The sequence below is a fragment of the Nocardia sp. NPDC019323 genome (assembly GCF_044389845.1).
Taxonomy (GTDB): Bacteria; Actinomycetota; Actinomycetes; order Mycobacteriales; family Mycobacteriaceae; genus Nocardia; species Nocardia implantans.
On record NZ_JBIRYN010000001.1, the window covers coordinates 401,179 to 413,733 of the forward strand.

Sequence of the window (12,555 nt, forward strand, 5' to 3'; positions counted from 1 at the left end):
CGGAACTCAGTGCGCGGCGGCGGATTCGCCGGCGCCCGCCCGGTCCTGCTCGGCGACCTCGCGCAATCGCTCGCGCACCCAGGCCAGCACGGGCGTCGCCGCGGGGTCCTCGGTGAGCGAGACGAGCACCGTCGGCCGGTTCGCACGCACCCGCGCCGCGTCGCGCTCCATCACGCCCAGGTCCGCGCCGACCAGCGCAGCCAGATCCGTCTTGTTGACCACCAGCAGATCCGAGAACGTCACGCCGGGACCGCCTTTGCGCGGCACCTTGTCGCCGCCCGCCACGTCCACCACGAAGATCTGCACGTCGATCAGGCCCGAGGAGAAGGTCGCGGTCAGATTGTCGCCGCCGGATTCCACCAGGATCAGATCCAGCGGCGGATTGGCGGCGACCAGATCATCGATGGCGTCGAGGTTGGCGGTGATGTCGTCCCGGATGGCGGTGTGCGGACACCCGCCGGTCTGCACGGCGGCGATCCGCTCGTCCGGCAGGACCGCGTGCCTGCGCAGGAAGTCGGCGTCCTCTGTGGTGTAGATGTCGTTGGTCAGCACCGCCAGCGACAGCTCGTCGCGCAACTGCCTGCACAGCGCCGCCACCAGCGCGGTCTTGCCCGAACCGACCGGGCCGCCGATGCCGATGCGCAGGGCCTCCCCGGGCGTGCGGGCCCGTTTCGGCCGGTCGTGACCGTGGTCGTGCGGCTCACCGTCGATCAGATGCGGGGGCATGGCGCGGTCTCCTTCTTCCGGGGCGTCAGCTCGCGAACAGGGGCATGTCCCGCTGCCGGTGGCGCTCGGCGAGCACGTCCTGCAGCGGGTCGGACATCGCGGCCAGGCCGGTCACGGCCTCGGCGGCGACGCGGTCGCACAGGCCGGCCAGCCGGACCGTGCACGCGGCGATCGCGGCGGGATCGAGGGCCAGCAGACGCTGGGCCGCGGTGGCGGCGCCGGTGAGGGTCGTGTAGACCACCACACCGGCGATCTCCCCGGGCTGCACCGCGGCGGCCGGGCCGACCATTCCGAAGACCGTGGACAGATGCGGTGTCGTGCCGAGCGGCGACCAATCGTGTCCCGGCCACAGCTGTTTCGCCAGGCGCGCCAGACCGCGCCCCTGGGCGCGGGATGCCGCCCGCGCCGCTGGCGCGGGCGTGCGCGCATCGGCTTCCGCCTCCGCCCGCGCCGGCTCCAGTTCCCCCGCGCACACCGCCGCCGCGAGCGACGCGGCCACCAGCGCCGAGGTCAGGACGCGGCGGCGCAGATACAGCTCCACCGTCGCGACGTCGCGGACCAGGCCGGAGGCGACGGCTTCTTCCACCCCGCCGGAGTGCACGTGCCCGCCGATCGGCAGCCGCGAGTCGGCGAGCGCGAGCACCGTCGTGAGACCGGCCGGACCGATCGGAGCGGATTCGCGCATCCGTCGATCCTATGTCCCGGTGTGTCGTGCGGAAGTCGTGGTCGTTTCCCGGATGTTCCGGTCAGCGGCGGAAGGCGCGTTCCATGAAACGCTGGGCGCGGCCGCGGGTCAGGTCGGTCCACGCCTGCACGGGGGCCGACCACCACGGTGCGATTTCGCGCGGCTTCGCGGTCACCGCGTGGCAGACCAGGTCGGCTGCCTCGGCCACGGTCAGGCCGGGGACCCGGCTGAAGTCGGTTGGCGCGCTCATCCTGGTGTGCACGAGCGGCAGGTAGATCGAGGTGGCGGTGACACCGTCGCCGGACACCTCGGCCGCGACACTGCGCAACCAGACGTCGAAGGCGGATTTGGACGCTCCGTAGGCGGCCCAGCGCGGCGCGGGCGGCATGCGCACGCCCCACGTGGATACGTTGACGAGGTGGCCTCGTCCGCGGGCGCGCATGGCGGGCAGCAGCGTGAGCAGCAAGCGCACCGGACCGAGGTAGTTGACATCGATGGTGCGGGTGAAATCGTGGAAGCGGTCGTAGGACTCGTCGATCGGGCGGCGGATCGACTTGCCCGCGTTGTTGATCACCACGTCGAGGTGGCCGTGCTCGTCGAGTAGGCGGTGGCCGAGCCGTTCGACCGCGTCCATGTCCGTGAGATCGGTCGGGTAGCTGTGCGCGACGCCGCCCGCGGCGGTGATCTCCGCGGCCAGCCGCTCGAGTTCGCCGCCGGAGCGGGCGACGAGCGCGACGGTCGCGCCCGCACCGGCCAGCTTGCGCGCACTGGCCTTGCCTATGCCGTGCGATGCCCCGGTGACCAGCACGTTCTTTCCGTCGACCGCGGCGCGCAGCGCCTGTTCGCGCGGACGCGACGTGGGATACAGCAGCCGTGTCGCCACCCGTTCGGCGATCGGCCTGCCGTTGTTCGAAGCCGGGGCGTGGTCCACGACTTCGACTGTAGGCGTCGATCACCGTGCCCACCGGCGAGTTCGCCGCATCAGTGCGCGCCGGAGCGGTCCCGCACGAGTTGCGGCAGGTCCTGGCGGGTGAGGTAGGCGGAGATACTCAGCTCGCCGTCGGCGCGCCGGACCAGGAAATCGCTGTAGAGGTCGAGGGCGGGCGCGTCGCCGATGCTCATCGTCCAGTGCGCCGAACTGAGCCAGCAGTGCCCGCCGAGTGCGATGGTGGACTGGGCGGCCAGCGTCGCGCGCGCAGCGGCGAGCCCGCGGGCACGGGCGCGAGCGCCCGCGATGAATTCCGCGCGGGTGACGCACCGGCTCGTCGTGGGCGTGACCACCAGGATCTGCGGATCGAAATAGCCTGGCAGGGCATCGAAGTCGGAGGCGGCAACACTGTCGTCGTAGCGGCGGAGGAAAGTCTGGACCGCTTCGATGCCGGGTGCTGAAGCGCCATCGGCGAGGGGGATGTCATGCGAAAACATGACATTTAATATTATCACGAACGCCGTTCGATTCGTGGGAGGCGCGCCGACGCGCCACTCGAGCATTTCTACTCACGCGCCCGGCGGCGTTCGCGTGGTCGAATGTAGCCGGCGCACAGACTTTCTCACCGCGGCTTCGCCCGGTGCATTCGACGAGGGGGAACGAGGTGTCGACGCCGGACGCACAGGTCTCGATCGCACAGTGGATCGCGCGCGGGATCGCGATCGTGGTGCTGGTTCCGATCCGTCTGCTGTGGGAGGGCATTGCCTTCCTCGGTCGCGCGATCGGAGCGGCGCTCGTCTTCGTCGCACGCTACCTGCTGGTTCCGGCAGCCGAGCTGATCTGGCACTGGGTGCTGCGGCCCGCGTGGATAGTCGCGAAGGATTTCCTGTGGGGCTGGGTGGTGCAGCATCTGCTGTGGGGCTCGGTGCTCACACCGATGCTGTCGCTGCTGCTGGAATACCTGCTGCGACCGCTGCGGCGCGCGGTAGAAATTTTTCTGTGGCGCACAGTGATTCGTCCCGTGGGGGCGTGGTTGCTGCGCTGGGTCGTGTATCCGATCGCATATGCCGTCGCGTGGGTATGCCACCGCACCCTCGAGTGGCTCATCGTCTGGCCGCTGTCGCAGTTGTGGCGTTGGGTGCTGCGCCCGCTCTGGAACGCGGTGCGCGCGACCGCGCGCTACGGGTGGCGCGTGGCGACCCTCGTCGTCGGTGTGCTCGTCGTGCTGCCGTGCCGGGCGCTGTACCGCTACGTGTTGCGCCCGGTGTTCGGCGCTTCGGCCGTCGTCTGGCTCGCCTTGGTGGTGCGTCCGGTCCGCTGGGTGCACGGCGCGGTCGTCCGGCCGATGAACCGCTGGGCAGCCGAGATAGTGACCTCCGTCTTCGGCCACTGATCCCGGCCGCGCGGCTCAACTCGGACGCGGAGCGGCGAAGCGCGCGATCAGCGCCATCGCCGTGAGCACGGTCGCGCCGACGGCCACCGCGACGTGCATGCCGTCGACGAAGGATTCGCGCGCCGCCTCGACCAGCGCCGCGTTCGCGCCCGCGTGCTGAATGGTCTCGCCGAGCGTCGCCGCGTAGTCACCCCCGGACCGGAAGATCAGCGCCGCGAGCGAACCGAGCAGCGCCAGGCCGAGCGCATTGCCGAGTTCGAAGCTGGTCTCCGAGATGCCCACCGCCGACCCGGCCCGCTCCGGCGGCACCGACGACACCGAGACCTCGGACACCAGCGTGAAGGCGAGGCCGTATCCGATGCCTGCGATCGTGGAACCGGCCAGGTACCAGCCGAGTCCGTCGTGCGCGCCCACACCGAGCAGCATCAGGTTGCCCGCGGCGGAGGCGAGCAGCGCGAACACGAACGTCGCGCGGGCGCCGAAACGATGTCCGACTCGGGCGCCGCCCATCGAGCAGACGAAAACCGCGATCGCCATCGGAATGCCGAGCAGCGCCGCCGCCAGCGGCGTGCGCCCGGTCACCGACTGCAGATAGATGCTGGTGAGATAGCTGAGACCGGCCAGCGACATCATGCCGGCGAGACTGGCGCCGATGGCCACCGAGAACTGCGGCCTGGCGAACAGCCGCAGATCGAGCAGAGGGTCGCGCAGCTGTCGCTGCCTGCGCACGAACACGGTCAGGATCACCGCGCCCACCAGCGCGACGACGACCGCTTGCGCATCGATGCCCTCGGTGGCGGCGTGTTTGATCCCGTACACCACCGGCAGGATGCCGCCGATCGACAACGCGACACTCGGCAGATCCAGCGGTTCCCGCACCCCCGCTCGGTGTTCCGGCAACACGAACGGGCCGAAGGCGAGCAGCACCAGCAGCACCGGAAGATTGATGAGAAACACCGAGCCCCACCAGAAGTGGTGCAGCAGCGCGCCGCCGATGATCGGCCCGACGGCCGAGCCGCCCGCGAAGAACGCCGTCCAGATGCCGATCGCGGCGGCCCGCTCCCGCGCGTCCGGGAACAGGCTGGAGATCAGCGCCAGGCTGGACGGCAGCAAGGTCGCACCGCCGATGCCCATCAGCGCCCGCGCCGCGATCAGCACGCCGGCGGTGGGGGCGAACGCGGCGATCACCGACGCGATGCCGAAAACCGCCGCGCCGGTGAGCAAGATGTTGCGCCGACCGATCCGGTCGCCGAGATTGCCCATGGTGATCAGCAGGCCCGCGATCAGGAAGCCGTAGATATCCAGGATCCACAGTTGCTGATCGGCGGAGGGGTCCAGATCGAGGGTCAGCGTCGGCAGCGCGAGGAACAGCACCGAGATGTCCATGGACACCAGCAGCACCGGCAACAGCAGAACCGCGAGCCCCAGCCAAGCGCGTCGCGAGCCCGTCGTGGCCGGTTCGGTCCTGGCCGGCCGCACGTGTGTCATCACCGAACTTCCTCTCCATGGCGCGTACGTCGTACGCATGAGCCCGGGTACAGTGTACGCATGCTGCACCGCGCCGCCATTGTCGACACCGCGATCGAGCTCGCCGACGCCGAGGGCTTGGACGCGCTGTCCATGCGGCGCATCGCCGATCGGCTCGGCGTGGGAGCCATGTCGCTGTATCGCCACGTCGCGAACAAAGACGAATTGCTCGCGCTGATGACCGACGAAGTGGCCCGGCGCAATCCGTATCCGCCCCCCGAGGGGCAGGGGTGGAGCTGGCGCGACCGGGTCCGCATCGCCGCCGAAATCGACTGGGCCCTGTATCGGCAACATCCGTGGGTGCTGCTCACCTTCGCCACACCGCGTTACAGCTTCGGGCCGCAGAGCCTGGCGTGCCTGGCCTGGCTGGTGGAGGGGTTCCTGGAACTCGGCGTGTCCACCCGCGAGGCGACCGGCATGTCCTTCGCCGTGTGGAACTACATCTCCGGCGCGACACTGCCCGAGATCAGCGCCGAGCTGATGGCGCGCAAAGGCATGGACCCGGCGGGCGAGAACGGGTTGCGGACGCTGCTCGACGGCACGTCCCAGGGACCGGTCCCTTCCGCGCTGGCCGATCTCGCCGGCAGCGGCGTGCGGAACCTGACCCAGGAGGAACTGCTCTACGACGGCCTGGACGCGCTCTGCGACGGTTTCGAGGCCAGGGCGGCGCGGCGCGAGCGGTTGACCTCGACCTGACTTGATGTTGGAACCGGCGCTACGAAACCGGGGTGCTGGAGCCCTGGCCGAGCCGGTTCACCCGACGCTGTCGCCGTTCACGACGGCGTAGGCGAAGCCGTCCCAGCCTTTGGCGCCGACGGTCTGCACCACGGTGGCGTCCAGGCTGGGCTCGGCTTGGAGCAACTCGACGAGTTCGCGACTGGCCTGCGCGTTCGGGTCGTCGGACCGCTCGTCGGCGATCGCGCCGCCGCGCACGACGTTGTCGACAATGATCACCGAGCCCGGCCGGGTCAGCCGCAGCGCCCACAGCACGTAGTTGGAGTTGTTCACCTTGTCCGCGTCGATGAAGACCAAGTCGAACGGCTCCGGATCCTCTTCGGCGAGCACGGGCAGGCTGTCCAGCGCGGCGCCGACCCGGATCTCCACTCGGTCGCCGACGCCCGCCCGGTCCAGATTCGCCCGCGCCACCTCGGCGTGCCGGTCGGCGAACTCGAGCGTGATCACCCGCCCCTCCGGTCCCACCGCGCGGGCGAGCCAGATGGTGCTGTATCCGCCGAGCGTGCCGATCTCCAGCACCCGTCGCGCGCCCACCGTCCTGGCCAGCAGATGGAGGAACTTTCCCTGGGGCGGTGACACGTCGATCGCGGGCAGGCCCGCGTCCTTGTTCGCCGCCAGCGCCGCGTCGGAGTCGGGATCCGCCACGAGGGTCTGCACTAAGTAGCGGTCCACTTCGGCCCATCCAGGTGTCGTCATATCTGGCAGTCTGCCACCCGATTCCGCCCGCGGACGTGCCTGCCCGAGTAGCGTTCGGCACAGAGAGACGTACATGTTTCGCAGCGCGCCGACGACTGGACGGACGGAAACGACATGACGAATCTTGCGCGGGCCGTCACGGTCATCGCCTGTCTGATCGCCATGGGCGCCACCGCCCCCGCCGGGGCCGAGCCCACCGGCGGGGCCGAATACGTCGCCCTGGGCGATTCCGGGGCGGCCACCACGGGCGTGCGGAACTTCGACATCTCGGCACCGTTCCGATGCCTGCGCTCCACCGCGAACACACCGCAGCTGATCGCCCTGGACCTCGGCTTGCCGATCGACGACCGCACCTGCAACTCCGCCCGTATCGCGGACCTCGCCGCCCCGCAGCAACCGGGCATCCCACCCCAGTTCGACGCCCTCGGCCCCGCCACCAGATTGGTCACGGTGCACATCGGCGCCAATGACGCGCTGATGGCCGAGCACATCGTCGCCTGCCATGTCTACGGCCTCACCGGCGTGGGCGGGTGCGCCGGTCCGGACTGGGCCGCCGACATCGATGCGATCGCGGAGTCCTACGCCACCGCACTGCGACAGATCTCGGCCCGCGCGCCGCGGGCGCTGATCGTCGTCGACGGCTGGCCGCGCTACGTGCGCGACGGCGGCTGTCCGGCGCTGGTCGGTCTTCGCCCGTCCGACGCCGCGCCCATCCAAGCCGCCTTCGACCATCTCAACGCCGTGGTCTCCCGCGTCGCCACCGCGCACGGCGCGATCTATGTGGACACCAGCGTCGCGTCGGAGGGCCGCGACGCGTGCGCGCCCGTCGGCGTCCGCTGGATGGAGCCCGTCCTCGCCACCGAGACGCTTCTGCCCTACCACCTCAACCCGCAGGGCATGCGGGGCATCGCCGACGTGGTCGTCCCGGCGATTCGCGCCGCCGGACTGCCAGGCTGAACGATCCGGCCGCATCGACGCGACCGCCCCGGACGCGAATGGAGGCCGGGGCGGCGCGCGACACTATTTCGAGAAGTTCTCCGGCGGCTGCCACGGACGGCCGTGCGGGTCGTCCTGACGCTGGGCCGGAGGTTGCTGCGGCGGCTGCTGGGCCGGGAAAGCCTCCTGCGGAGGGATGACCGGCTGGTGCGGCGAAGGCTCGAACCCCTGCGGGGGCGGTGTCGGGGTCAGCCCCTCCACCGGCGTCCGCGCCGTCGCCTCGGCAGCCCGCACGGCGCGCTCGATGGTCGGGTCGGGCGCCGTGTCGAACCAGTCCGCGACATCCGAATCGTCCTCCGGCTTGGCTTCCGCGCCGTCGGAGGCCGGCGGCTCGTACCGGAACACGCCGTCCTCGCCTTGCGTGCCGAAGCTCTTCGCGAACCCCTCCAGCGCCTTGCCGAAGTCGCTGGGCACCAGCCACACCTTGTTGGCGTCGCCGCGCGCGACCATTGGCAACGTCTGCATGTACTGGTAGGCAAGCAATTCCGGTGTCGGCTTGCCGGATTTGATGGCGGCGAAGACCTTTTCGATCGCCTTGGCCTGGCCTTGGGCCTGCAGGTACGCGGCGGCGCGCTCACCCTGCGCCCGCAGGATGCGGCTCTGCCGTTCGCCTTCGGCGGCCAGGATCGCCGACTGCTTGGCGCCCTCGGCGGACAGGATCTGCGCCTGCTTGGAACCCTCGGCCGTCTTGATCGCCGATTCGCGCTGGCCCTCCGCGGTGAGGATCATGGCGCGCTTCTCGCGGTCGGCCTTCATCTGCTTCTCCATCGACTCCTGGATCGACGGAGGCGGATCGATGCTCTTCAGCTCGACCCGCGCCACGCGCAGCCCCCAGCGCCCGGTCGCCTCGTCCAGCACACCGCGCAGCTGGCCGTTGATCGCGTCGCGGGAGGTGAGCGTCTGCTCGAGCGTCATGCCGCCCACGACGTTGCGCAGTGTGGTGACGGTCAGTTGCTCGACGGCGGCGATGTAGTTGCTGATCTCGTACACCGCCGCCTGCGGGCTGGTCACCTGGAAATAGACCACCGTGTCGATGTGCAGGGTGAGGTTGTCCTCGGTGATCACCGGCTGCGGCGGGAACGACACCACCCGCTCCCGCAGATCCACCTTGGCGCGGACGCGATCGGCGAACGGCACGAGGAACGTGAGCTGGCCGGAGACCGTCCGCGAATACCGGCCCAACCGCTCGATCACCGCGGCCTCGGCCTGCGGCACCAGCGCGATCGACTTGAAGACCACCACCACGACCAGCAAGATGAGGACGGCGGCAACGATCAGTACAGCCATCAAGGCCCCTTCCAGACGACGGCGGTCGCGCCGTCGATCTTCATGACGTATACGGTCGTACCCGGTTCATAGACTTCGGTCGTGTCCATCGGCCGCGCGGTCCACACCTCGCCGTTCAGCTTCACCTGACCGGAATGCGCCGCGACCTGCTCGAGCACCAGCGCGGTCTTGCCGGGCAAGGCGTCCACGTTCGTCGGCGTCGGCGGTGGAGTTCCGAAGCGACGCCGGATGATCGGGCGCACGCCGAGCAGCATTACCGCCGAGATCACCGCGAAGACGACGGCGTCGGCGACGACGGAGGTGCCCGCCGCCGCGCTGACACCGGCGGTGCCCAGCGCGGCGACACCGAGCATCAGCAAGGTGAAGTCGCCGGTGAGCATCTCCGCCGCCGCGAGCAGAATGCCCGCGACCAGCCAAAAAATTGCGGCCACACGACCACTGTAGTGCGCGGATCATGATCTCGGGCGCGACCTTCGCGAGTACTGCCGAGGAATTCCGCGCGCGGACGCGCGGTGCCCCTGGTGCGCCGAAAGCCACAGCGGCGGTGCTAGCTTCAGGCAGGTGAGCGGGCGCGACAGGTACGGCGACATCTTCTCCGGACATCTTCGATCGAAGAAGCGGGCGGTGCCCGTGGTCACCGCGGAACGAGACCTGGTCGTCGAGGACGCCGCCACCGGATTCTGCGGCGCGGTGGTCGGATTCGATCGCAGCTACGACGGCGAGTTCGTGAAACTGGAGGACGCCCGCGGCACGGTGCGCCTGTTCGCGCTGCGCGAGGCCGCGTTCCTCATCGACGGCGAGCCGGTGACGCTGGTACGGCCGCGGGCCGCCCCACCGAAGACGCCGAACCGCTCCGCCTCCGGCTCCACCCGGGTCGACGGCCTGCACGCCCGGGTCGCCCGCGGCAGCCGGATCTGGGTGGAGGGCGTGCACGACGCCGCGCTGGTGGAGCGGGTGTGGGGTCACGACCTCCGGGTCGAGGGAGTGGTCGTCGAGCAGTTGGAAGGGCTGGACAACCTGGCCGCTCGGCTCGCGGACTTCCGACCCGGCCCGGGCAGGCGGGTCGGCGTGCTGGTCGACCACCTGGTGACCGGATCGAAGGAGACCCAGCTGACCACAGGGCTCGGGCCGCACGTGCTGGTCACCGGGCACCCGTTCGTCGACATCTGGCAAGCGGTGCGCCCGGCCACCCTCGGCATCGCCCGGTGGCCGCAGGTGCCCCGCGACGAGGACTGGAAGACCGGCGTCTGCTCGCGCCTGCGCTGGGGTTCCCCGCAGGACGGCTGGCGGAAGGTGTACGAGGCGGTGTCCTCCTTCCGCGATCTGGAGGCGCCGCTCATCGGCGCGGTGGAGCGGCTCATCGATTTCGTCACCGAACCGGACTAACCGCCGATCGCGGGCGTCGCGCCTGCGGTGCCGGAGAGTATCCGCCCGGGCACGTTCCTCGCGGGCGGCGTGGCCCCCGCGGTTTCCGCGCTGCTCACCGATGCCGTCGCGGATGGATGCCCACCGGTAGCGCCCACCCTTTATGCTCGATGATTATGTGCTCTCCAAGTGCGACGCTGACGGTGTGGGCGAGCTCCTGGCTGGCCGGCTGCAGTGCGCCCGACGACGTTTTGGCCGCCTTGCACGCCTGGGCGCCCAAGCACACCATCGCGGCGGGTGATCCGATCACCGGCGGTCGCACCGACCTACCCTGGTCCGCCCACGGCTACCAGCCGGGGAGCGGAGTCATGGCGCTGCTCAAAGTGATTCGCGAGACGATGGCCCAGCCCGGCGCCCAATTGCGGTTGGTGCTGCCCGTCCCCGGCGACGTCAGGGGCATCCCCGCGGGCACGGCGTTCGCCGCCGACGCGATCGAGGCGGGCGAGGGCATGCTGATCGGCGTCCCCGGCGCCGAGGGCACCGGTCTCATCCCGCACTGGGCCGAGGACGACACGCTGCAGTGGACCGTCTACAGCGCGCCCGTCCCCGCGGCGCCCGGCTCCGACATGTCCCTCGGCGAAGCCGAATACGCGATGCGCGAAGCGGTCCGCGACGCCGCCGACGCGCTGATGAAACTGCACACCACGGCGCTCGGCGCGGCCGACTCCGATCCCCGCGAGCTCATCGAAGCCGAACTGGCCGACTACTCCCGGCACGACTATCCCGAGTCGATTCCGTTGCGCGCCAGGCGCATTCTCGACACGGCCGATCATGTCGCCGCCATCCTCACGGTCGCGCAGCGTGAGCCCGCCTCCGCGCCGACCTCCGCCAGCGCGATCGGCGCGCAGGAATCGCTGCTGCGGCCGCTGTGGGACGCGATCCGCGCCGCGCGCCTGGTCGCCGTGCACGCCTCCGCGCGCGGAAGTCGCTGATCTCATGTCTCGGGCGGTCTGACATGCGCTTCCCCCGTCGTCGCCGCGCGGCCGCCCTCACCGCACTGACGGTTCTGCTCGGTCTCACCTTGCCCGCCCCCGCCTCCGCGATCGTCGGCGGCGCCGAGGCGACGACAGCGGAGTACCCGTGGCTGGCGGCCATCGGCACGCCGCTGTTCCTCACCCGCGCTTCCGGGCAGTTCTGCGGCGGCGCGCTCATCGCGCCGGACCGGGTCGTCACGACGGCGCACTGCGTGGCCCTGGCACAGACGCTGGCACAGACGCTCACCGTCACCTTCGGCCGCGACGACCTGCGCGGAAACGACGGGAAAACCGTGCGCGTCAGGGACATTCGCATTCATCCCGGCTTCCGGGCCACCGTTCTGGACATGACGACCGCCTATCACGACGACGTCGCGATCCTCACCCTGGACGAGCCGCAGCCCGGCCCGGCCATCACCGTCGCGGCGCCCGCTTCGGGCACCGCGACCATCCTGGGCTGGGGCGCGACCTCCGAGACCGACGAGGTTAACACTCGATTGCGCGCGGCGAACCTCCCCCTGGCCACCGACGGCGAGTGCGTCACCGCCTATGGTCCCGCCTTCGATCCGTCCACCATGCTCTGCGCAGGCACCCCCACCGCGGACACCGCTCAGTACGACAGCGGCGGACCGCTGCTCGTCGACGGGCATCTCGCCGGACTCACGTCCTGGGGAGTGGGCGCGGCACGCCCCGGCTTCCCCACGGTCTACACCCGCCTGAGCAGTCCGGATTTCTGAGATCCCCGTGCACGCGTCTCACCGCTGCGGCGGGTACGGCGGCTGCTGCGGCGGGTACTGGTGCTGCGGCGGGTACTGCTGATACTGCTGTTGACCCTGCGGTGGATACGGCTGCTGGTACTGGGGCGCCGGATACTGCGGCTGTTGTCCTTGGTAATTCTGCTGCGGAAGATACTGCTGAGGGTACTGCTGTTGCGGATACTGCTGCTGGGGCTGATTCGACTTGTTCCGCTTGCTCAGCCAGATCACGAGCCCGATCACCAGGGCGACGACCCCGATGCACAGCAGCAGACCGCCGATCGAGAAGCCGCCGCTGCCACTGCTACGGCCACGGCGCCTGGCCTCGGTGGCGTCGAGCGCCACGGTCCATACGGTCGCATCGGACCAGGCGTGCGGGTCGAGCACGGCGGCGTTGGTCAGCACGTCGGCATAGGTCATCGAGAGTT

At 70.2% G+C, this 12,555-nt stretch carries 15 protein-coding genes; 6 read left to right on the plus strand and 9 right to left on the minus strand.

From position 1 onward, the window contains the following. Positions 1–6: 6 nt before the first annotated feature. The 4 genes from ureG to ACH49X_RS01800 form a co-directional block, all read right to left on the minus strand. On the minus strand, positions 7–726 hold the full coding sequence (gene ureG / locus ACH49X_RS01785; protein WP_195080154.1) for an urease accessory protein UreG: 720 nt from the start codon (positions 724–726) through the stop codon (positions 7–9). A 25-nt stretch (positions 727–751) separates the two neighbouring features. Further along, positions 752–1,411 carry an urease accessory UreF family protein gene (locus tag ACH49X_RS01790; RefSeq protein ID WP_357207188.1) on the minus strand — a complete coding sequence of 220 codons (660 nt, stop codon included), beginning with the start codon at positions 1,409–1,411 and terminating at the stop codon, positions 752–754. A gap of 61 nt (positions 1,412–1,472) precedes the next feature. Beyond that, entirely contained in the window at positions 1,473–2,342 is an 870-nt protein-coding gene (locus ACH49X_RS01795) for an SDR family NAD(P)-dependent oxidoreductase (RefSeq protein ID WP_397068602.1), read from the minus strand. 50 nt (positions 2,343–2,392) lie between these two features. Further along, positions 2,393–2,836 carry a DUF4440 domain-containing protein gene (locus ACH49X_RS01800; RefSeq protein WP_195080156.1) on the minus strand — a complete coding sequence of 148 codons (444 nt, stop codon included), beginning with the start codon at positions 2,834–2,836 and terminating at the stop codon, positions 2,393–2,395. A 167-nt stretch (positions 2,837–3,003) separates the two neighbouring features. On the opposite strand from ACH49X_RS01800, the gene ACH49X_RS01805 reads away from it, so the two are divergent. Next, on the plus strand, positions 3,004–3,732 hold the full coding sequence (locus tag ACH49X_RS01805; RefSeq protein WP_195080157.1) for a hypothetical protein: 729 nt from the start codon (positions 3,004–3,006) through the stop codon (positions 3,730–3,732). Between the two features lie 15 nt (positions 3,733–3,747). On the opposite strand, the gene ACH49X_RS01810 is transcribed toward ACH49X_RS01805, so the two are convergent. Then, positions 3,748–5,220: an MFS transporter gene (locus ACH49X_RS01810; protein ID WP_357207186.1), complete on the minus strand. Its 1,473-nt coding sequence runs from the start codon at positions 5,218–5,220 to the stop codon at positions 3,748–3,750. A gap of 60 nt (positions 5,221–5,280) precedes the next feature. Here ACH49X_RS01810 and ACH49X_RS01815 point away from each other — a divergent pair, with 60 nt between their 5' ends. Beyond that, on the plus strand, positions 5,281–5,955 hold the full coding sequence (locus ACH49X_RS01815; RefSeq protein WP_357207184.1) for a TetR family transcriptional regulator: 675 nt from the start codon (positions 5,281–5,283) through the stop codon (positions 5,953–5,955). A gap of 57 nt (positions 5,956–6,012) precedes the next feature. On the opposite strand, the gene ACH49X_RS01820 is transcribed toward ACH49X_RS01815, so the two are convergent. Then, a complete protein-coding gene (locus ACH49X_RS01820; RefSeq protein ID WP_195080160.1) occupies positions 6,013–6,690 on the minus strand; it encodes an O-methyltransferase in 678 nt (225 codons plus the stop codon). 114 nt (positions 6,691–6,804) lie between these two features. Between ACH49X_RS01820 and ACH49X_RS01825 the strand changes: the two genes are divergently transcribed. Then, a complete protein-coding gene (locus tag ACH49X_RS01825; RefSeq protein ID WP_357207182.1) occupies positions 6,805–7,647 on the plus strand; it encodes an SGNH/GDSL hydrolase family protein in 843 nt (280 codons plus the stop codon). Between the two features lie 63 nt (positions 7,648–7,710). Here the strand turns inward: ACH49X_RS01825 and ACH49X_RS01830 are convergent, their stop codons facing one another. Next, entirely contained in the window at positions 7,711–8,973 is a 1,263-nt protein-coding gene (locus ACH49X_RS01830; protein ID WP_357105613.1) for an SPFH domain-containing protein, read from the minus strand. Continuing rightward, positions 8,973–9,404 carry an NfeD family protein gene (locus ACH49X_RS01835; RefSeq protein WP_195080163.1) on the minus strand — a complete coding sequence of 144 codons (432 nt, stop codon included), beginning with the start codon at positions 9,402–9,404 and terminating at the stop codon, positions 8,973–8,975. The genes ACH49X_RS01830 and ACH49X_RS01835 overlap by 1 nt, the downstream gene beginning before the upstream one ends. 130 nt (positions 9,405–9,534) lie before the next feature. Here ACH49X_RS01835 and ACH49X_RS01840 point away from each other — a divergent pair, with 130 nt between their 5' ends. The 3 genes from ACH49X_RS01840 (at position 9,535) to ACH49X_RS01850 (ending at position 12,109) form a co-directional block, all read left to right on the plus strand. After that, complete coding sequence (locus ACH49X_RS01840; protein ID WP_357207180.1) at positions 9,535–10,359, plus strand: DUF3097 domain-containing protein; 825 nt, start codon at positions 9,535–9,537, stop codon at positions 10,357–10,359. A gap of 155 nt (positions 10,360–10,514) precedes the next feature. Beyond that, entirely contained in the window at positions 10,515–11,330 is an 816-nt protein-coding gene (locus ACH49X_RS01845) for a hypothetical protein (RefSeq protein WP_195080165.1), read from the plus strand. Between the two features lie 23 nt (positions 11,331–11,353). Further along, entirely contained in the window at positions 11,354–12,109 is a 756-nt protein-coding gene (locus ACH49X_RS01850; protein WP_357207178.1) for a serine protease, read from the plus strand. An 18-nt stretch (positions 12,110–12,127) separates the two neighbouring features. Here the strand turns inward: ACH49X_RS01850 and ACH49X_RS01855 are convergent, their stop codons facing one another. Further along, entirely contained in the window at positions 12,128–12,547 is a 420-nt protein-coding gene (locus ACH49X_RS01855) for a hypothetical protein (RefSeq protein ID WP_195080167.1), read from the minus strand. Positions 12,548–12,555 lie beyond the last annotated feature (8 nt).